This window comes from Pseudomonas putida (assembly GCF_028682635.1).
GTDB lineage: Bacteria > Pseudomonadota > Gammaproteobacteria > Pseudomonadales > Pseudomonadaceae > Aquipseudomonas > Aquipseudomonas putida_AE.
In genome coordinates this window covers 25,327-43,196 of record NZ_JANHLK010000018.1, presented here as the reverse complement: position 1 = coordinate 43,196, position 17,870 = coordinate 25,327, and the positions used below count along the sequence as shown (strand labels likewise).

The 17,870-nt window shown below is 60.0% G+C and carries 19 protein-coding genes and 1 pseudogene; 13 read left to right on the top strand and 7 right to left on the bottom strand.

Going from position 1 to position 17,870, the window contains the following annotated elements; all coding sequences use genetic code 11:
- Nucleotides 1-12 precede the first annotated feature (12 nt).
- Both NPS56_RS21040 and NPS56_RS21035 read right to left on the bottom strand, forming a co-directional pair.
- The gene (locus NPS56_RS21040; RefSeq protein ID WP_274076399.1) at nt 13-366 is read right to left on the bottom strand and encodes an antibiotic biosynthesis monooxygenase family protein; all 354 of its coding nucleotides are present in this window, start codon (nt 364-366) and stop codon (nt 13-15) included.
- Nucleotides 363-1,523 carry a cytochrome P450 gene (locus NPS56_RS21035; protein ID WP_274076398.1) on the bottom strand — a complete coding sequence of 387 codons (1,161 nt, stop codon included), beginning with the start codon at nt 1,521-1,523 and terminating at the stop codon, nt 363-365. The genes NPS56_RS21040 and NPS56_RS21035 overlap by 4 nt, the downstream gene beginning before the upstream one ends.
- 73 nt (nt 1,524-1,596) lie before the next feature.
- Between NPS56_RS21035 and NPS56_RS21030 the strand changes: the two genes are divergently transcribed.
- Nucleotides 1,597-2,307 carry an ArsR/SmtB family transcription factor gene (locus NPS56_RS21030; protein ID WP_274076397.1) on the top strand — a complete coding sequence of 237 codons (711 nt, stop codon included), beginning with the start codon at nt 1,597-1,599 and terminating at the stop codon, nt 2,305-2,307.
- 56 nt (nt 2,308-2,363) lie between these two features.
- Here the strand turns inward: NPS56_RS21030 and NPS56_RS21025 are convergent, their stop codons facing one another.
- Nucleotides 2,364-2,816, bottom strand: coding sequence for a bleomycin resistance protein (locus NPS56_RS21025; protein ID WP_274076396.1), 453 nt, complete (start codon nt 2,814-2,816; stop codon nt 2,364-2,366).
- A gap of 154 nt (nt 2,817-2,970) precedes the next feature.
- Here NPS56_RS21025 and NPS56_RS21020 point away from each other — a divergent pair, with 154 nt between their 5' ends.
- The 3 genes from NPS56_RS21020 to NPS56_RS21010 are packed head-to-tail and all read left to right on the top strand — an operon-like array spanning nt 2,971 to nt 4,014.
- Nucleotides 2,971-3,417: an NUDIX hydrolase gene (locus tag NPS56_RS21020; RefSeq protein WP_274076395.1), complete on the top strand. Its 447-nt coding sequence runs from the start codon at nt 2,971-2,973 to the stop codon at nt 3,415-3,417.
- A 40-nt stretch (nt 3,418-3,457) separates the two neighbouring features.
- Entirely contained in the window at nt 3,458-3,829 is a 372-nt protein-coding gene (locus NPS56_RS21015) for a hypothetical protein (protein WP_274076394.1), read from the top strand.
- A gap of 2 nt (nt 3,830-3,831) precedes the next feature.
- Nucleotides 3,832-4,014, top strand: coding sequence for a DUF1289 domain-containing protein (locus tag NPS56_RS21010; protein WP_274076393.1), 183 nt, complete (start codon nt 3,832-3,834; stop codon nt 4,012-4,014).
- A 22-nt stretch (nt 4,015-4,036) separates the two neighbouring features.
- On the opposite strand, the pseudogene NPS56_RS21005 reads toward NPS56_RS21010, so the two are convergent.
- Nucleotides 4,037-4,201: pseudogene (locus NPS56_RS21005) on the bottom strand (MFS transporter); the annotation flags it as partial.
- 358 nt (nt 4,202-4,559) lie between these two features.
- Here NPS56_RS21005 and NPS56_RS21000 point away from each other — a divergent pair.
- The 3 genes from NPS56_RS21000 to NPS56_RS20990 all read left to right on the top strand — a co-directional run bounded on the left by NPS56_RS21000 (nt 4,560) and on the right by NPS56_RS20990 (nt 8,009).
- Nucleotides 4,560-5,894 (top strand): MFS transporter, encoded by a 1,335-nt coding sequence (locus NPS56_RS21000; RefSeq protein ID WP_274076392.1) that lies wholly within the window; start codon nt 4,560-4,562, stop codon nt 5,892-5,894.
- A 126-nt stretch (nt 5,895-6,020) separates the two neighbouring features.
- Nucleotides 6,021-7,211: an OprD family porin gene (locus NPS56_RS20995; protein ID WP_274076468.1), complete on the top strand. Its 1,191-nt coding sequence runs from the start codon at nt 6,021-6,023 to the stop codon at nt 7,209-7,211.
- A gap of 84 nt (nt 7,212-7,295) precedes the next feature.
- On the top strand, nt 7,296-8,009 hold the full coding sequence (locus NPS56_RS20990; protein WP_274076467.1) for a GntR family transcriptional regulator: 714 nt from the start codon (nt 7,296-7,298) through the stop codon (nt 8,007-8,009).
- A gap of 9 nt (nt 8,010-8,018) precedes the next feature.
- On the opposite strand, the gene NPS56_RS20985 is transcribed toward NPS56_RS20990, so the two are convergent.
- Both NPS56_RS20985 and NPS56_RS20980 read right to left on the bottom strand, forming a co-directional pair.
- Nucleotides 8,019-8,969, bottom strand: coding sequence for a PDR/VanB family oxidoreductase (locus NPS56_RS20985; protein WP_274076391.1), 951 nt, complete (start codon nt 8,967-8,969; stop codon nt 8,019-8,021).
- A 74-nt stretch (nt 8,970-9,043) separates the two neighbouring features.
- Entirely contained in the window at nt 9,044-10,102 is a 1,059-nt protein-coding gene (locus NPS56_RS20980) for an aromatic ring-hydroxylating oxygenase subunit alpha (RefSeq protein WP_274076390.1), read from the bottom strand.
- Nucleotides 10,103-10,347: 245 nt separating this feature from the next.
- Between NPS56_RS20980 and NPS56_RS20975 the strand changes: the two genes are divergently transcribed.
- The 6 genes from NPS56_RS20975 to NPS56_RS20950 all read left to right on the top strand — a co-directional run bounded on the left by NPS56_RS20975 (nt 10,348) and on the right by NPS56_RS20950 (nt 17,261).
- A complete protein-coding gene (locus NPS56_RS20975) occupies nt 10,348-11,685 on the top strand; it encodes an MFS transporter (RefSeq protein ID WP_274076389.1) in 1,338 nt (445 codons plus the stop codon).
- 251 nt (nt 11,686-11,936) lie between these two features.
- Nucleotides 11,937-12,827: a LysR family transcriptional regulator gene (locus tag NPS56_RS20970; protein WP_274076388.1), complete on the top strand. Its 891-nt coding sequence runs from the start codon at nt 11,937-11,939 to the stop codon at nt 12,825-12,827.
- Between the two features lie 150 nt (nt 12,828-12,977).
- Nucleotides 12,978-13,985, top strand: a complete 1,008-nt coding sequence (locus NPS56_RS20965) for a succinylglutamate desuccinylase/aspartoacylase family protein (RefSeq protein ID WP_274076387.1) — start codon at nt 12,978-12,980, stop codon at nt 13,983-13,985.
- 34 nt (nt 13,986-14,019) lie between these two features.
- A complete protein-coding gene (locus NPS56_RS20960; protein WP_274076386.1) occupies nt 14,020-15,354 on the top strand; it encodes an MFS transporter in 1,335 nt (444 codons plus the stop codon).
- A 38-nt stretch (nt 15,355-15,392) separates the two neighbouring features.
- Nucleotides 15,393-15,743, top strand: coding sequence for a RidA family protein (locus NPS56_RS20955; RefSeq protein ID WP_274076385.1), 351 nt, complete (start codon nt 15,393-15,395; stop codon nt 15,741-15,743).
- A gap of 138 nt (nt 15,744-15,881) precedes the next feature.
- Nucleotides 15,882-17,261 (top strand): OprD family porin, encoded by a 1,380-nt coding sequence (locus tag NPS56_RS20950; RefSeq protein WP_274076384.1) that lies wholly within the window; start codon nt 15,882-15,884, stop codon nt 17,259-17,261.
- A 9-nt stretch (nt 17,262-17,270) separates the two neighbouring features.
- On the opposite strand, the gene NPS56_RS20945 is transcribed toward NPS56_RS20950, so the two are convergent.
- Complete coding sequence (locus tag NPS56_RS20945) at nt 17,271-17,840, bottom strand: TetR/AcrR family transcriptional regulator (protein ID WP_274076383.1); 570 nt, start codon at nt 17,838-17,840, stop codon at nt 17,271-17,273.
- Nucleotides 17,841-17,870 lie beyond the last annotated feature (30 nt).

Below are 17,870 nucleotides of genomic sequence, written 5' to 3'. Positions count from 1 at the left end.
TGAAAACCGCGATCATGCAGTCCTCTCATGAGCTTGCCTACTATCACTCGGCGCTTGAGCACGATCGTCAAGACTGTAGTCTCGTACGACATGGGCAATGCGCAGATGATAATCGTTGAAAACCTGCTTACGGCCTGCCAATTGGGCCGCACGATGCAGTTCAAGACCGCGCCACCGTTGGATAGCTTCTTCGTCACGCCAGAATGACAGCGACAGCACCTTTCCTGGCTCACTCAGGCTTTGGAAACGCTCCACGCAAATGAAGCCATCCAACTCTGCCAGCAAAGGTTTCAGTTCAGCAGCCAGGTCAAGGTAGCGCTGGTATTGCTCTTCGCGTGGCCAGGCTTCAAAGATAACGGCGATCATTGCTGAGTTTCCTGAGTGGGATGGAATTTAGGAATGCGCCCATTAAGGGACGGCAAATAACTCCACCGATACGATCGCGCAGAGGGGAAAGACTGGCGTTGCAACCACAGCAATATCGCTTCAGAGGCGATCGCCAACGCCAGTTGCTGACCTGGGCATTCATGTCGTCCTGAACCGAAACTGAAGGTTCGTCTTTTACTTCGCTTGAGCAGGAAGCTATCGGGGTCGGGGTTCAGGCAGGGATCTCGATTGGCTGAAGCGAGTAGCACTAGAACGGTATCCCCCGCTTCCAGGACGCTATCGCCAATCGTGCATCGCTTCGCAACGAATCGCCGGGTGTTTTGCACTGGCGAGTCGTAGCGCGCTACCTCGGCCACCAGTTCTGCGACGAGCATCGGCGTCGGTTGCCCGTCTTCAATCAGGCCAGGATGACGATGGAGCGCTACGAGGGTATTGCCAATCAGGCCTGCTGTGGCTTCACAGGTCTGTGACATCAAGCCGATCAGGTTAGCAATCAACGCTTCTGGATCTTCCCATTCAGCAGCTTTGCTTTCGTTGCGAATTCGAGTCAATAAAGCGCTATCACTTTCAGGGTCATTCAGCAGCGCGCTGAAAACCTGGCCAAGTAGAATGGCTCCGGAATGGGCCTTATCGAGTTGCGTTTCATCGCTTAACGGCGATAGGCAGGCGACAAAATCCCGTGTCAGCTTCGCGACATCTTGCATGCGCGAGGATGGCAGACCTATCAAGGAGGCAATGACGCAAACCGGCAACGTGAACATCAACTCGTCCGTAGTTTCGAGCGACTTATCAAGTGTCGCGACCACACGTGACACAATGTCGGCGATGCCTTCCATCTCGATAGAGGCCAGGGCGGGCTCAAATGCCATCCTGGGACACCGGTGTCGTGCCCCTTCGTTCATGCGCATCAACCGACCGAAAACAAGTCCGGCGGCGCCCTGTGCAATGGCAGGAGGAATTGGCTCGTGGAGTGGACGCACTCGACAATCGGGATTCCCCAGAATGGCCTCGACCGCTGTGGCCCCACTCGCAATCCATAAACCAAGATCTGCATCGAAGAACAGTTCCTTCTGTTGCCTGAGATGCGAGTAGTAACCATAAGGATCGTCATGGGTGGCTGCTTCTAATGGCGTCATTTTGGAGCCCTGTTAACAAAGAACAGTTACTATCGGACACCCTTCACGCTGACGATTCGCTCAGGAACGAAATATGGATTGCCAAGGCAATGAGCTTGCCCTTTCCCGGATCGCCGGCGCTATTGCGGAACCTGCGAGGACGAAAATGCTTTGCTCGCTGATGGATGGTCACGCGCGAACCAGTACCGAAATGGCCGTTATCGCAGACGTAAGTACCTCCACCGCGAGCGCGCATTTGGCAAGACTCAAGGAGGACGGGTTGCTCAAGCTGCACACGCAGGGACGGCATCGCTACTACAGTCTGGCGGACAAACAAGTGGCGCAAGCGCTTGAAGCCCTCATGGTGGTTAGCCAATCCGCGAACGCCAGGTTTGTTTCTACCGCCCCTAACCGATTGCAGTTTGCGCGTACGTGTTATGACCACATGGCCGGAACCTTGGCGGTTAATCTGCATGATCATTTCATCGAGTCAGGTTGGTTGATGGTGTCTGACGCGGGTGACCCTGTGTATCAGCTGACTGACTGCGGCGAAGCAGCAATGGTTGGGCTTGGTATGGAAATCGCGAAAGCAAGGGTACAGCGACGTCGTTTCGCTTGCTCGTGTCTGGACTGGAGCATGCGGCGCCCTCATCTGGGTGGAGCACTGGGAGCGGCTTTGCTACAGACAGCTCTAAACCGCAAGTGGGTTATCCAGGACCTTGATAGCCGGGCACTTGCATTGACGCCCAAAGGGCGAAAGGAGCTGTCTGGCCGATTTGGGATCACCGTTGAGAACCAGGAATAACGCATGTTTGCTGGATTCATGCGTTGTCCCTGACTCCATCGCGAGCAAGCTTGCTCCTACAGGGGGTTGCGGTTGGGCAAGGGACCAGTGTCGACAGCCCTGACACCAAGGCTTTGATTGAATCGCAACAGGTAGCCATCCGGATCCAGCACCAGGAAATTGAGCTCTCCATGCTCGCGCTCGTTATCGCGGTACCAGCACTCTTCAATGGGTCTGCGCAGTGCAATGCCGGCGCCTTCGATGGCCTTGGCCAAAGCGTTGGCATCCGCGCAGCGGATCGAAAGATTCATCCCTCGGCCATAGGGTGATTCCAGAGGACCAACCCGCCATGGCGACGCCTGCAAGTCATCCTCTTCGAGCATCAATTGACTGCCCTGAAAAGACAGGAAAGCGAACTTGTGTTCGGGTCTTTCGTATTCAACCTGAAAGCCAAGTACGTGACAGTAAAACGCCAGGCTGCGTTGCAAGTCAGAGACAATCATCTCTGGAACCAATGCATTCATCTTCATGAAGGGACTCCTTGTCGTTGTAGAACACCTCGGGCAGCACAACGTTGTCGTTCTCTGCCAGGACCGGTTGTACCATGATTGATGCTCGGGTTCCTTACATGGATCACCACCCCTTCAAAACGGACTTGTCCAACACCCCAAAGGAGTTCCACCGTTGTCCGAACATCGCATCCGCCCTCTCGCCCTCTGTATCTTTCATCATCACGGCAAGATCCTGGTCAACCAGTTCCACGACAACGAAAACCAACGAACCCTTTACCGCCCCATCGGTGGCGGTATCGAGTTTGGCGAAAGAAGTGCCGATGCCATTGTCAGGGAAGTGCAGGAAGAGCTGGGCTTGTCGGTTCATGGCGTGCGTCTGCTGGGTACACTGGAAAGCCTCTTCACCTATGCCGGTAAGCCGGGGCACGAAATCGTTCAGGTCTATGACGCGACATTCGATGACGAACGCATCTACGAAGCAAAAGAACTGACAGGACACGAAAGCGACGGGGCATCGTTCATCGCCAGATGGTGCGACAGCACGGATTTCAGCCTCGCCTCCCCTCTGGTACCTGAGGGCCTTCAGGATCTGCTCAAGTCGCTGTCGCTACTTGAGTAGGCCTCTTTGCAACGAGACTTTTTTCCACAAAGGAGCCGCCATGCCCATGGGCAAACGTGAACTGGCACGGATCGAGCGCCGCTTGATAGCGACGCTGACCGACGCCTGCGAAACAGCAAAAGCTGAAATCAAAGGCTTTACCTGGCTCACCCATACGGCCGACTTGAGCGACCTTGCGCGAACGCTGAGGGTGACCTGGGTGTTTGAAACGCTGGCCGACAAGAAACTTGCCGAGGCGAGCGCGAAAGTGCGGATTCTTGAGCTGACGGCCATCGCACTGAAGGAGGCAGACATTGATCTCAAGCCATCAGATCACACTGTCCGCTTCGACTCCGAGGAGGAGTGCCAACGCACCCATGGTGGGGATTCGAACAAGCGCCTGGCGCAATTCGGCGCGTCCAGGGGTCATTGACGATGGCCAAGGAAATCGAAAATCCCTGCATATCGATTTGCCAGTTGAGCGGCGATCTGTGTGTAAGCTGCGGGCGCAGCAAGGATGACATCAGGCAGTGGAAACGCATGAAGCGGCCGGAAAAAATGGCCGCTGTGCAAAGGGCGAAAGTGCGTTTGAAAGGGCTGAAGAAGGCACGTGGGTGAACGGTCATTGCTTTCGAATCACTGCGCGCTCCGCGTGCAGTGCCCCCGGACAGGCGAATAAAGCTTCATACAAACCAAGCGCCATGCCGATTCCGATGACTGACCACGCCAGTAAAAATACCGGCAATGAAGTGGCGCTGGCCATCAGGAACAATCCGAGCGCGACGCCCAGATTGGTCGCGCACAAGCCATCCTGGCGCGTGCGATCTGATTCACATCCATCCGCATTGGATCCCTTACTACGAAATATTAATATCGACCGATAATCGAACGGTTTATGAAAACGGTTAACTATTTGTTTTAAAAGGATTTAATCGAATAAATAAAGTAAAAAAGTGAAAACCCCAAAAAATCACACTTTTCAATGGATCCATAAATTGATTGACTGGCACTGCACGGTGTCAGGTACAGCGCCTGCCCGCTCATAAAAATAACAAGGGTGTCGGGATGAATGACTTCTCAATCGGGTTCGGGCTTCGGCTTGCACCCAGCTTCGTGTGCCTTTCTCGCTTTACCTTTAGCCAGCCTCGTCTCGAGGGGCAGCCATGAGTGTCGACTTGAAGAGCGTGGTAGATGAGCGCCCGATGGCGCGCTTCCAGTGGCTGGCCGTGGGCATCTGCATTGTCCTGAACATGATCGATGGCTTCGACGTGCTGGTGATGGCCTTCACGGCTTCCTCGGTGTCTGCCGAATGGGGCTTGAATGGCGCGCAGATCGGTTTGCTGCTGAGTGCCGGATTGTTCGGCATGGCGGCAGGCTCGCTGTTCATTGCGCCGTGGGCGGATCGTTATGGACGTCGGCCATTGATCCTGTTTTGCCTGCTGCTTTCCGGTGCCGGCATGCTGTTGTCGGCCCTCAGCCAGACGCCGCTGCAACTGGCGCTGCTGCGCGGGTTGACCGGGCTGGGGATCGGCGGAATCCTGGCCAGCAGCAACGTGATTGCCAGCGAATATGCCAACAAGCGCTGGCGCGGGCTGGCGGTGAGCCTGCAATCCACCGGTTATGCCTTGGGTGCCACCCTGGGCGGGCTGTTGTCGGTGTGGTTGCTGACGCACTTTGGCTGGCGTTCGGTGTTCATCTTCGGGGGCGCCGTGACCCTGGCGGTGATTCCTTTGGTGCTGCTGTATTTGCCTGAATCCCTGGACTTCCTGATCGCCCGTCGCCCCGCAAATGCCCTGGTCCGCATCAATCGCCTGGCCGCCCGCCTCGGCCAGCCCGCATTGCGCGAACTGCCCGTGGCCCTCTCGGCACCGACTTCAGGCCGTGGCCGCCTGGCGCAGTTGCTCTCGCCGGATTCACGGCGCACCACCCTATTGATCTGGCTGTTGTTCTTCCTGGTGATGTTCGGCTTCTACTTCGTGATGAGCTGGACGCCGAAGCTGCTGGTCTCGGCAGGGCTGTCGGCACAGCAAGGCATCAGCGGCGGCGTGCTGCTGAGCGTCGGCGGTATCTTCGGCGCCGCGTTGATCGGCGGCCTGGCCTCGCGCTGGCGGCTGACCCGGGTGCTGTCGCTGTTCATGCTGATTACCGCGGGCCTGCTGGTGCTGTTTGTCGGCTCCGCTTCATCGGTATCCATGGCACTGGGCCTGGGCCTGCTGATCGGACTGTTCGCCAACGGTTGCGTGGCGGGCTTGTACGCGCTGTCGCCGATTGTCTACGACGCTTCCGTGCGCACCACGGGGGTCGGTTGGGGCATCGGTATCGGGCGCATCGGCGCGATCCTGTCGCCCACCGTCGCCGGCCTGCTCCTGGACAGCGGTTGGCAGCCACTGCACCTGTATGGGGTGTTTGCCGTGGTCTTCGTGATTGCCGCTGCCGTGTTGCTGCAACTGCGGCCCAAGGCACCGGCGCAACCGGCCGCCCAACCCAGCCAGGCCTGACCATTACAAAGCAGTAGCGAGGCCCTGCCCTCGCTACTGACTCCATCCTCCAGGAAAACAACAATAATGACTTGCTTCCCTCTCCCTCCCCGGGCCCTGCTCGGCGGTGCAATAGCGCTTGCCCTGATGCCTTCGGCGCACGCTGAAAGCAGCGGTTTTTTCGAAGATTCCAAGACCAGCCTGACGCTGCGAAACTACTATTTCAATCGCGACTTTAACGATCCCGGCGCCAACAAGAGCAAGATCGAAGAATGGGCCCAGGGCGCGATCCTCAAGTTCAGTTCCGGTTATACCCCGGGGGTTGTCGGCTTTGGCCTCGACGGTATCGCGATGCTGGGCGTCAAGCTCGACAGCGGCCCGCAACGCAGTGGTTCGGAGCTGCTGCCGGTGCACGACGATGGTCGCGCCGCCGACGACTACGGGCGCGCGGGCCTGGCGGCAAAAATGCGTATTTCCGACACCGAGCTGATGCTTGGCGAGCTCATGCCGGACATTCCCCTGCTGCGCTACGACGACGGACGCCTGCTGCCGCAGACCTTCCAGGGCGCCATGCTGGTGTCCCGGGAGCTTCCCGGCCTGAGCCTGCAGGGCGGTCAATACACCTCGGTGAGCCTGCGCAACTCCTCGAACATGCAAGACCTCTCGGCCTGGGCTGCGCCCACCGTCATGTCGGACGCCTTCAACTATGCGGGCGCCGAATACCGCTTCAACGAACAACAGACCCAGATCGGCGCCTGGTATTCGCAGCTCGAAGACATCTATCAGCAAAGCTATCTGAACCTGCTGCATAAACAGAAAGTCGGTGACTGGACCCTCGGTGCGAACCTGGGCTACTTCATCGACAAGGATGACGGCAGCGCCCTGATCGGCAATGTGCAAAGCCATACCGCCTACGGGCTGTTCTCGGCCAACCTGGGTGGCCATACCCTGTACCTGGGGCTGCAGAAGGTCAGCGGCGATACCGGCTGGATGTCCGTGTATGGCAGCAGCGGGCGCACCTTGGGCAACGACATGTTCAACGGCAACTTCAGCAACGCCGACGAGCGTTCCTGGCAAGCGCGTTATGATTACAACTTCGTCGCCGTCGGCCTCCCCGGCCTGCTGCTGATGACCCGCTACGGTCACGGCGACAACGCCACCACCAAGGCCGGCAGCAATGGCAAGGAATGGGAGCGCGACACCGAGGTCAGCTACACCCTGCAAAGCGGCCCGCTGAAAAACCTCAGCGTGCGGGTCAACAACGCCACCAACCGGCGCAGCTTCAACAGCGACTTCGATCAGACCCGCGTCATCGTCAGTTACCCCCTCTCCCTCTGATCCTCCCGCCAGGGGCGCTCGTCGCCCCTGTATCTCTCCCCTCCTTGCGTTACTATGGCGAACCAACTTCTGGAAGTCGCCTGCATGAGCAAACCGGGTCAAATGGTGCTGGTCGCACTGCGCAAAATGATTGCCTCAGGCGAGCTGGCGGCCGGCGAACGGCTGATGGAGATCCCGACGGCGGAACGCTTCGGCGTCTCGCGCATGCCGGTGCGCATGGCGTTCCTGACCCTGGAACAGGAAGGCTTGCTGGTGCGCCATGGTGGCCGGGGTTATCAGGTGCGTTCGGTGAGTGCCGACGATATCGCCGGCGCCGTGGAGGTGCGTGGGGTACTGGAAGGTCTGGCGGCGCGACAGAGCGCCGAACGCGGCTTGAGTGAAGAAGCACAGGCGGCGCTGCGCGAATGCCTGGTGCAAGGCGATGCGCTGTTCGACAAGGGCTACGTGACGGAAGAAGACCTCGAGGCGTTCCATGACCTCAACATGCGCTTTCACCAGGTGATCGTCGACAGCAGCGCCAACCCGGCGATTGCCGAAGCCCTGGCGCGCAACGACCATCGCCCCTTCGCTTCTGTGTCGGCGCTGGCGATCGATCGCCAGGACCTGGCGCGCGAATACCGGCGCTTCAACTTCGCCCACATGCAACACCACTCGGTGTTCGACGCGCTGGTCAGCCGCCAGGGCGCACGCGCAGAAGCCATCATGCGCGAACACGCCAATGCGACACTGCGTTACGCCGAGGTCTTCGGGGCGATCAGCAACAGCGACCGGATGAAAGTGATCGCCCGCGGCGAGTGATCGGCGGGATCAGAGGTCCAGCACCAACAGCTTGGACTTGGACCTCGAACAGCAAGGCGTGAACTGATCATTGGCTGCTTGCTCTTCTTCAGTGAGGAACAGGTCACGGTGCTCCGGCACCCCATCCAGCACACGCGTCAGGCAGGTGCCGCAGATGCCCTGCTCACAGGAAAGCGCAATCTCGACACCGTGACTTTCCAGCACCTGGACCACCGTCTTGTCGGCCGGAATGTCGAACACCTGCCCGCTGTTGGCCAGCTTGACCTGGAACGCCCCATCGGCACTGGTATCCACCGGCGCCGCGGCGAAGTATTCACGGTGCAACTGCTCGTCGCTCCAGCCCTGGGCCTTGGCGCTGTCGAGCACATGCTGCATGAACCCTGAAGGCCCGCAGACATACAGGTGCAGGTCAGGCCGCGGATTGGCCAGGACCTTGGCGGCATCCAGGCGCGAATCGGCCTCTTCGTCGAAATGCAGGTGCACGCGATCGGCAAAGGAGGCGCCTTTGAGTCGCTCGACAAACGCCGCACGTTCGCTGGAGCGCGCACAGTAATGCAGCTCGAAATCGGCGCCGCTGTGGGCCAGTTGCTCGGCCATGCACAGGATCGGGGTGATGCCGATGCCACCGGCGAATAACAGGCTGCGCTGCCCCTCGGCCACCAGCGGGAACAGGTTGCGAGGCTCGCTGATGAACAGGCGGTCACCGCTGTTGATCTGCTCGTGCAGGCTCTGGGAACCGCCGCGCGAGGCGGTGTCCTTGAGCACGCCGATCAGGTAGCGATGGCGCTCTTGCGGGTGATTGCACAGCGAGTACTGGCGGATCAGCCCGCCGGGCAAGTGCACGTCGATATGGGCCCCGGCACTGAAACCAGGCAATTGCCCGCCTTGTGCACAGGCCAACTCGTAGCTGCAGATATCCAGGGCTTCGTTGTTGCGGGATGTCACGACGACTTCAATCATGGCGCACCTTCAAGTCCGGCCACCGCAGTGGCCGTGAACAGGATCAATGGGAGTGGACTGGCGTAGCGCTCGAGCTAGTTGGCCGTGGCAATCAGCTCGACTGCCGGCGCGCGCTCGCGGGCGATGATTCGCTCCAGCACGCGACGGGACTGCACGCCACCGGCATCGATATTGAGCTTGAGCAGGTTGCGCTCGGGATTGGCCAGCAGGTTCTTCTGCTGCTGTTCGAGCATGTCGAGGTCTTCGCTGAAGATCTTGCCCTGGCCCTCGCGGATGGTCGCGGTCAGTTCTTCGTCGTGCGGATTGAAATTGCGCGCCATGCCCCAGAAGTACCAGATCGACGTCTCGGTTTCCGGGGTAATGAAATCGACCACGATGCTCGCGGCCTTGTGTTGCGGCTCGGCGTCGTAACCGCCTTTACCGGCGTGAGCCACGCCCACCTCGATCAACACGTGGCTGGGTGGACTGAAGCGGCAGATCTGCCAGCGGTCCACCGGCACATCGTCGGCCAGGTTGTTGCCCCGCAGGGCCATGCGCCAGAACGGCGGCGCCATGATGTTTTCCATGTGCCGGGCGGTAACCACCTCGTCACCCTCGACGGTGGTGACCGGCGCCACTTCATCGATCTCTTTCTGGCCGATGCTCGAGGCGTGCACGTAGGTTTCGTGGGTGAGGTCCATCAGGTTATCGATCATCAGTCGATAGTCGCAATTGATGTGGAACAGCCCGCCGCCGTAGGCCCATTCATCGCTGACCGCCCATTCCAGATGATGGATCAGCGCAGGGTCAGCCTTGTCCTGCTCACCCGGCCAGACCCAGATGAAACCGTATCGCTCTTCAACGGCGTAAGTCTTGTTGCACGGAAAACCCCGTACGCGCTGCCCCGGCATTTCGACGGTCTTACCATCACAGCCCATGACCAGCCCGTGGTAGCCACAGACCAGGTTGCCGTTCTCGACATACCCCAGCGAAAGGGGGGCGCCGCGGTGTGGGCAAAAATCCTCGACGGCGGCCACCCGCCCTTCCTGCCCACGATAGAAAACGATTTTCTCACCGCATATCTGCCGCCCCAGGGGCTTGGAAGCGATCTCTTCAGGGGTGCAGGCGACATACCAGGTGTTTTTCGGATACATAGGGATTCTCCGGACAGGCTTGTTTTTATGGATCCATTTGAGCGGATAATCCTGACATGCGTCAAGCTTTTTGCTGATTCTTGACTATTAATGGATCCATTAAAGCCAAAACAGTGATTTCAACCTTTCGCACACTTGATGTCGGCGAAGTCGGTCCTGACTACGTGGATGACACTTTTGAAGCCAACCGCTGCAGCGCCTGCCTCGATAATCGTTAGCTTACTGACGAACTGTCGAGGTCAAGCATGACGAGCACAACTACGGAACAAGTCAGCCCGAACACCCTGAGAAGAGTGATCGTGGCGGCCGGCATCGGCAATTTCGTCGAGTGGTTCGATTTCGCCGTCTACGGCTTCCTGGCCACGACCATCGCCCAGCAGTTTTTCCCCAGCGGCGATGCCAGCGCCGCGCTGCTCAAGACCTTTGCGGTGTTTGCCGTGGCGTTTGCGTTTCGACCCCTCGGCGGGATTTTCTTCGGCATGCTGGGCGACCGGATCGGCCGCAAGCGCACCCTGGCGATGACGATTCTGCTGATGGCCGGTGCGACGACCTTGATCGGCCTGCTGCCCACTTATGCCGCGATCGGGGTCACGGCGCCGATTCTTCTGTCGCTGATCCGTTGCGCCCAGGGCTTCTCCGCCGGCGGTGAATACGCCGGTGCCTGTGCCTACCTGATGGAACATGCACCGAGCGATAAACGCGCCTGGTACGGCAGCTTCATCCCGGTATCGACGTTCTCCGCCTTCGCCGCGGCAGCCGTGGTGGCCTACGCACTCGAGGCGTCTTTATCCGCCGAAGCGATGGGCAGCTGGGGCTGGCGCCTGCCGTTCCTGATTGCCGCGCCGCTGGGCCTGGTGGGTTTGTACCTGCGCTGGAAGCTCGATGAGACACCGGCCTTCCAGGCGGTGACCGAGGAACACGCCGTCGCCCACTCCCCACTCAAGGAAACCTTGCGCAACCATGGCGCGGCCATCTGTTGCCTGGGCGCCTTCGTGTCGCTCACAGCGCTGTCGTTCTACATGTTCACCACCTACTTCGCGACCTACCTGCAGGTCGCGGGTGGCCTGAGTCGCGCAACAGCCTTGCTGGTGTCACTGATCGCCTTGCTGTTCGCCGCAGCGATCTGCCCGCTGGCCGGGCTGTATTCGGACCGGGTCGGGCGGCGAATGACGGTGATGACCGCGTGCGCGCTGCTGATCGTGGCCGTGTACCCGGCGTTCCTGATGGCCAGCTCCGGCTCATTCGCAGCATCCGTCGCCGGCGTGATGCTGCTGGCGGTCGGCGCGGTGTTGTGTGGCGTGGTCACCGCAGCCCTGCTTTCGGAAACCTTCCCGACCCGCACTCGCTACACCGCCTCGGCAATCACCTACAACATGGCCTACACGATTTTCGGCGGCACCGCGCCGTTGGTGGCCACGTGGCTGATCAGCACCACCGGCAGCAACCTGTCGCCGGCGTTCTACCTGATCGCGATTGCCTTGCTGGCGCTGGCGGGCGGACTGGCATTGCCTGAGACATCACGGATTTCCCTGCATGACATTCCGGTAGAGGGCAAAGGCGCAGGTGTGAGAGCTGCGGCCTGAAACACCAACCAGACGAAACGGTGAGTTCGGCATTGTCCTGCTTTCACCGAGCAGCACGGTTTGACCGCTTTGCAATGCGATCTGCGTGAGACCGAACGGAGGGGGAAATGCGTGGAATGGATGGTGTAACGGTCACGTTGCTACCCGCAAATTTCCCTCTTTGCTGCTTGAACCTGCCGCGGGCCACTCGACGCCATCTCGATCCACGTGCAAAGTCGCAGGCTCGAACGTCCGTGTCTGTGAGAGCCGTTATGGAACTGCGCCACCTGCGTTACTTCATGGCAGCTGCCGAATACAAGAGCATTCGCCTGGCAGCCGATCGCATCTTCATCACTCAGCCCGCCATTTCCAGACAGCTGCTGGACCTTGAGCAAGAGCTGGGTTTCAGCCTTTTCGAACGCTTGCCCAAGGGGTTGAAACTGACCAAGGCGGGTGAGTACTTTCACGCCTCGGTGCAAAAAATCCTCGACGACCTGGACAACGCCGTGCTGAGCGCCAAGCGCGTGGCGGGCGGCAGGCTGGGGCATTTGCGCCTGGGTTTTGTCGAAAATGCTGGCTGGGATGGTTTCATGCCAAGCGCCTTGCGCGCGTTCCAGGACGAACTGCCCGAAGCCAGCATCGAGCTGATGCCGATCAATAGCCCGCTGCAGTTGCAAGCCATCGAACAGGGCACGCTGGACGGCGGCTTTATCTATGCCTTTGCCCCACTGATGACACCTTGCCAGGTACTGACGCTGGTCAATCACGATGTGATGCTGGCGGTCCCCAGCAGTTGGCAACTTCCTGGTGACATCCTCGAGCTCAAACAGGTCGCACACCTGCCCTTCGTGACCTTTCCCCGTCACGTCTACCCCGCTTACCACGATTGCCTGCTCAGTGCCTGCCACCAGGCGGGCGTAAGCCTGCGCATCGTTCAGCAGGAACAGACCGAATCGGCGATCCTGGCGTTGGTGTCTTCCGGCGTGGGCGCAGCTATCGTCAATTCGGCTAACGCCGGTCGGCCGCCTGCTCTGGTGCGGTTTATCCGGTTGAAGAATTTTTCCATCTCGATGCCCTTGTCGTTTGCGTGGCAGGCCAGCAATCAGAACCCGCTGCTGCAGCACTTCCTGGAAAAATTGCAGCAGATGATCAAGCAACCCTAGCCATCGACTGACCTGCAGAGCGATGCCTCAAAAGCATCGGTCGTGCAAGCCATCGGCATTATCGCTACATCGACACTTGCGCAATGATGGTCCCGAAGGCGCGCCGACAGCGCCCAAACCGCCCAGAATAAAAAGCAGGTGAGCCCACTCATGAACATTCCTCGATCACTGATCAGCACCGATATCGACTTCGAGCAGGAGGGCTTTCAAACCGGCAGCCTGAAAGTCCCTTACTCCCATGACCGCTCAGCCTATGGCCGCATCCTTATTCCCATTGCCGTACTCAAGCAGGGCACCGGCCCCACGGTGCTGTTGACCGGTGGCAACCATGGCGATGAATACGAAGGGCCGGTAGCCCTGATGAAACTGCTGCAGCGCTTGCCGACGATGCAGATCCAGGGTCGACTGATCGTGGTGCCGGGGCTGAATTTTCCGGCCTTTCTCAACGCCTCGCGCACCTCGCCCATCGACAATGGCAACCTGAACCGGATGTTTCCCGGCCAGCGCAATGGCAGCATCACGGAAATGATCGCCCACTACGTCGATACCGAACTCTTCCCCCGCGCCGATGTGATCCTCGACTTGCACGCAGGGGGCGCGTCGTTCCAGCATTACCCGACACTGCTCGCGGCCTTGCCGCAAGATCCCGCCCAGCATGATCAATACCTGCGCCTGGTGAACGCGTTTGCCGCGCCCACCATAATGATCATGAACCTGCTGGGCGAAGACCGGACTTACGGTGCAGCCGCCGAGCGCCAGGGCAAGCTGTTTTTGTGCGGTGAATTCGGCGGTGGCGGCAGTTGCGATCCCGAGGGGCTGCGAATTGTCGAGGACGGCTTGCAGCGGGTACTGCGCAGTCTCGGCGTAATCGATGAACCTGCGCCAGCGCCTTCGCCCACACGCCTGATCAAGGTCGAAGGCCCTGAGCATTACCTGTTCGCCACCCGCGCCGGGGTGTTCGAGCCTTGCTTTAAACTGGGCGAGCAGGTGCAGAGCGGTCAATTGGCCGGGCGCCTGTTCGACCCTCACGCACCCTGGGAAGCACCGCTGCAGTTGCACTTCACCAAGGCGGGCCAGGTGGTGTGCACACGCACTTTCGCCAAGGTCGAACACGGCGATTGCATTGCCGTCCTCGCCGCCCCGTCGCAATGGCACTGAGCCTGCCGACTGTCCTTGAGCCTGGAGCATGACCATGTCCATTACCCAAACGCTCGACGTCGACAACGCACGTTCAGCCAGCGCCCTGCGCAATGGCTACACCGTCGGCCTGTTCTTCCTGTGTTTCGTGTTTTCCTATATCGACCGGCAGATCGTCAGCATCCTGGTGCAGCCGATCAAAGCCACGCTGGCCTTGAGCGATACCCAGATCGGCCTGTTGCAGGGCTTCGCCTTCACGTTGTGCTACGCCACCGCCGGTGTCGTGGTGGCCCGACTGGTTGATCGCACACATCGAGTTCGACTGATCGCCGTTTGCGTGGCCATCTGGGCCCTGTGCACGGCCCTGTGCGCGACCGCAGACAGTTTCAGCGAACTGCTGTTCTGGCGCGCCGGTACCGCGATTGCCGAAGCGGGCTTGAGCCCGGCGGTGCTGTCGATTTTCGCCGACCTGTACTCGCCGCGCAAAGTCTCGCGCCCCACCAGCATCTTCATGCTCGGCCCCTATATCGGCAGCGGCGTGGCCTTGGCAGGCGGTGGCTTGCTGTTGGGCTGGCTGTCCCATACCGAGGGTCTTGTGGATGTGCTGGGCATCGCCTTGCATCCCTGGCAGTTCATCTTTCTGACCGTGGGCCTTGCGGGCCTGCCGCTGGCGTTCCTGGTGGCGTTCAGCGTGCGCGAGCCGGCGCGTACCGAATCCATGGCCCTGGCGAGCGGCGAGGTGGCCGAACAGGCGCCGCCGATGAAGGCCGTACTCAAGGAGCTGTTTGTGCGCAATCGCTTTTGTACGCCGTATTTCCTGGCCTACATGAGCCTGATCACGCTGTTCTATTCCCACACGGCCTGGTTCGCCACCCTGCTGATTCGCAAGTATGCGATGGAAGCCAGTCAAGTGGGCAAACTCGCAGGGCCCTTGTACATGCTCGGCGGGATTTGCGGTGTGATGTTCGCGCGTTATCTGGGCAGCCGGATGAGTGACCAGCAAACGGTGCCCAAAGCCCTCAAGACGTCTGCCCTCGCCTCCTGCGCGCTGATCCCCCTGGCGCTGTTCGCCCCCTTGCTCCCCACGTTTGGCTGGAACATTGCCGCCTACGCACTCTGCGCCTTCTCGGCAAGTATCGTCATGGCGCTGGCGCCGATCCCGGTGCAGGTCGCCATCCCCAATCGAATGCGCGGCCGGTCCATCGCACTGTTGGTGTTCCTGACCAATATCGTCGGTGGAGGCATCGGCCCCTTCGCCGTGGGCTATCTCACGCAGTCCATGCCCGGTGTCGAAAACAGCCTGGGGATCGCCCTCAGCGGTGTCGGTGTGACGGCCGCCCTACTCAGCACCCTGCTCTACTTCGTGGCCGCCCGCCGGGCCCAGGCCTGACGTTCCTTTCACTGTCGCAACAAACGGAAATCCCAAGCATGAACATTCAACGAGTGGGCATCGGCGCGCGCCTGACCCAAGCCGTGGTGCACCAGAACACTGTCTATCTCTCGGGGCAAACCTCACAACTCAAGGAAGGCATCGAAGCCCAGACTCGCGACATTCTCGGCAAGATCGATGCATTGCTCGAGGCTGTCGGCTCGGCTCGGCAACAGCTGTTGTCAGTACAGATCTGGCTGGCGGACGTAGAGGATTTTGCCGCCATGAACTGCGTCTGGGACACCTGGGTGGAAGGTTTCGAGCCACCGGCCCGAGCCTGTGTGCAAGCCAGCTTTCCCAACCCGGCCTACCGGGTCGAGATTCAGGTCATCGCCGCCCTGGCGATCTGAAGGCTTGAGCCTCACCTAACGACAGCCCTGCACTTGAAGCCTTTTTGACTGCCCTTGAATCCAGTCACGGTTGACCGCCGGCATGCGCCCGGCGGTTGGACCGTGGCCGAGCCAATAACAATACGGGAGCATCCAACCATGAACATACCCCCACGGCCCCTGACCAGTTGCGCCATCGCGTTGAGCCTCGGGGCAGTAGCCCAGGCACATGCCGAAGGTTTTGTCGAAGACGCCCAGGCCAGACTGTCCCTGCGCAACCTCTACTACAACAGCGACAACCGCGGCAGTGGTTCAGCCCCGCGCCAGGAAGAATGGGGCCAGGGCTTTAACCTGAACCTGCAGTCCGGATTCACGACCGGTACCGTCGGGTTTGGTATCGATGCCCTCGCGTTGCTGGGTGTGCGCCTGGATGGCGGTGGACGGGCCGGCGACAATGCCAGCAGCGTGACTCGCAACCCGAGTGCCCGCGCAGGCCAGGGCAATATGTTTCCGGTGGACAGCGATAACGCCGCCGTGGACCAGTTCAGCAGTCTTGGCCTGACCGCCAAGCTGCGTGTTTCGAAGACCGAGGCGCGGCTGGGCACCTTGCAGCCACGGCTGCCCGTGGTGATGTACAACGATGGCCGGTTACTGCCTCAAACCTTCGAGGGCGCTCAGGTCACCTCGAAAGAGTTCGACAACCTGTCGCTGACCGCGGGCCAGTTGAACCGCGCCAAAGGCCGGGCGTCCAGCGACAAGACCGCACTGAGCATGGGCGGCGCGCAGAAAAATGCGGACACTCAAGCCTTCAACTTCGCAGGTCTTGACTATCAATTGAGCAAAGACCTGCTGGCCCAGTATTACTTTGGCAACCTCGAAGACTTCTACCAGCAGCACTTCCTGGGCCTGACTCACAAGTTGATTCTGGGCTCAGGCAGTCTCAAGTCCGATTTGCGTTACTGGTACAGCGATGCCGATGGCAAGAATGCCAGTGCCCAAGGCCGTGACGAGGGTTACCTGGCCGCCGGTTATTACGGAGAAAACTCTGCAGGCGCGGCGCTGACGCGCGGTGAAGTGGACAACCGGACCTGGAGCGCGCTTTTCACCTACAGCCTCGGCGGGCATTCACTGGGCCTGGGTTACCAGGCGGTCGAGGGCAACAGTAACTTCCCGTTCATCAACCAGGGCGACGTACACCCAGGCTCCAGCGGTGCACTGACCTACCTGATCACCGACCGCCAACTGGCCAACTTCAGCCGCGCCGGCGAACGGACCTGGCTGGCGCAGTATGACTATGACTTCGTCAGTATTGGCGTGCCAGGGCTGACGGCAAGCCTGGCATATTTGAAAGGAACCGATGTGCAGTCCGCCAATGGCGAGCTGAGTGAGTGGGAGCGCGACTTCGCCCTGAGCTATGTCACCCAGAGCGGGCCGTTGAAGGGGTTGGGCGTGACCTGGAAGAACGCCGCCTATCGCAGCGAAGTCGTCAGCGGCGTGGATCAGAACCGCTTGATCCTGAGCTACTCGATATCGCTATAGAAGGAACACCTATTGCACCAGGCGCCTGACGATACTTACCAGGCGCTCACCGACTTTTTGCGCATCACCGCGGCTCTGGGCCGCCAGCTGAGCACCATCGAGAACAAAGATGATTTCGTTGGCGACGTTCTCGGGCTCAGCCAGCCCGGCCTGCGTACACAGGTCAATCAAGCGCTCGCTCAGGTCACGGGAATGCGCCTCGATCACCGACCAGGCCGGGTGAGCCCGGTCCGGCAGCTCAGCCACCGAATTGGCGAAACAGCAACCGCGGTCTGCCTCGACCGCCAATCGGCTGGCAATGAACTGCGCCCACCCCAGCAATTGCGCCTTGGGGTCCTCTGGGTACTGCGCCTTGAGGCGGTCCAGCACATCCGAGTAGGCCTGCGACTCAAGCCGTAGCCACTCCGCGACCAACGCATCCTTGTTCGCAAAGTGTCGATAAATGCCCATTTTGGTGGTGCCTGCATGCGCAGCAATGGCTTCAACACCGACACCGCGGATACCGTCGCGATAAAAAAGCTCATCCGCGGCGGCCAGGATTCGCTCGCGTGGCGGCAACTTGGGAAGATCTGTTGGCATAGGTTCCTCTTGACGATGATACCGATCGGT

What these genes read in the sequence shown, in the direction of transcription:
- NPS56_RS21040 (WP_274076399.1), bottom strand. Translation starts at nt 366, where the DNA reads ATGATCGCCGTTATCTTTGAAGCCTGGCCACGCGAAGAGCAATACCAG.
- NPS56_RS21035 (WP_274076398.1), bottom strand. Translation starts at nt 1,523, where the DNA reads ATGACGCCATTAGAAGCAGCCACCCATGACGATCCTTATGGTTACTAC.
- NPS56_RS21030 (WP_274076397.1), top strand. Translation starts at nt 1,597, where the DNA reads ATGGATTGCCAAGGCAATGAGCTTGCCCTTTCCCGGATCGCCGGCGCT.
- NPS56_RS21025 (WP_274076396.1), bottom strand. Translation starts at nt 2,816, where the DNA reads ATGAAGATGAATGCATTGGTTCCAGAGATGATTGTCTCTGACTTGCAA.
- NPS56_RS21015 (WP_274076394.1), top strand. Translation starts at nt 3,458, where the DNA reads ATGCCCATGGGCAAACGTGAACTGGCACGGATCGAGCGCCGCTTGATA.
- NPS56_RS21010 (WP_274076393.1), top strand. Translation starts at nt 3,832, where the DNA reads ATGGCCAAGGAAATCGAAAATCCCTGCATATCGATTTGCCAGTTGAGC.
- NPS56_RS21000 (WP_274076392.1), top strand. Translation starts at nt 4,560, where the DNA reads ATGAGTGTCGACTTGAAGAGCGTGGTAGATGAGCGCCCGATGGCGCGC.
- NPS56_RS20995 (WP_274076468.1), top strand. Translation starts at nt 6,021, where the DNA reads ATGCCTTCGGCGCACGCTGAAAGCAGCGGTTTTTTCGAAGATTCCAAG.
- NPS56_RS20990 (WP_274076467.1), top strand. Translation starts at nt 7,296, where the DNA reads ATGAGCAAACCGGGTCAAATGGTGCTGGTCGCACTGCGCAAAATGATT.
- NPS56_RS20985 (WP_274076391.1), bottom strand. Translation starts at nt 8,969, where the DNA reads ATGATTGAAGTCGTCGTGACATCCCGCAACAACGAAGCCCTGGATATC.
- NPS56_RS20980 (WP_274076390.1), bottom strand. Translation starts at nt 10,102, where the DNA reads ATGTATCCGAAAAACACCTGGTATGTCGCCTGCACCCCTGAAGAGATC.
- NPS56_RS20975 (WP_274076389.1), top strand. Translation starts at nt 10,348, where the DNA reads ATGACGAGCACAACTACGGAACAAGTCAGCCCGAACACCCTGAGAAGA.
- NPS56_RS20970 (WP_274076388.1), top strand. Translation starts at nt 11,937, where the DNA reads ATGGAACTGCGCCACCTGCGTTACTTCATGGCAGCTGCCGAATACAAG.
- NPS56_RS20965 (WP_274076387.1), top strand. Translation starts at nt 12,978, where the DNA reads ATGAACATTCCTCGATCACTGATCAGCACCGATATCGACTTCGAGCAG.
- NPS56_RS20960 (WP_274076386.1), top strand. Translation starts at nt 14,020, where the DNA reads ATGTCCATTACCCAAACGCTCGACGTCGACAACGCACGTTCAGCCAGC.
- NPS56_RS20955 (WP_274076385.1), top strand. Translation starts at nt 15,393, where the DNA reads ATGAACATTCAACGAGTGGGCATCGGCGCGCGCCTGACCCAAGCCGTG.
- NPS56_RS20950 (WP_274076384.1), top strand. Translation starts at nt 15,882, where the DNA reads ATGAACATACCCCCACGGCCCCTGACCAGTTGCGCCATCGCGTTGAGC.
- NPS56_RS20945 (WP_274076383.1), bottom strand. Translation starts at nt 17,840, where the DNA reads ATGCCAACAGATCTTCCCAAGTTGCCGCCACGCGAGCGAATCCTGGCC.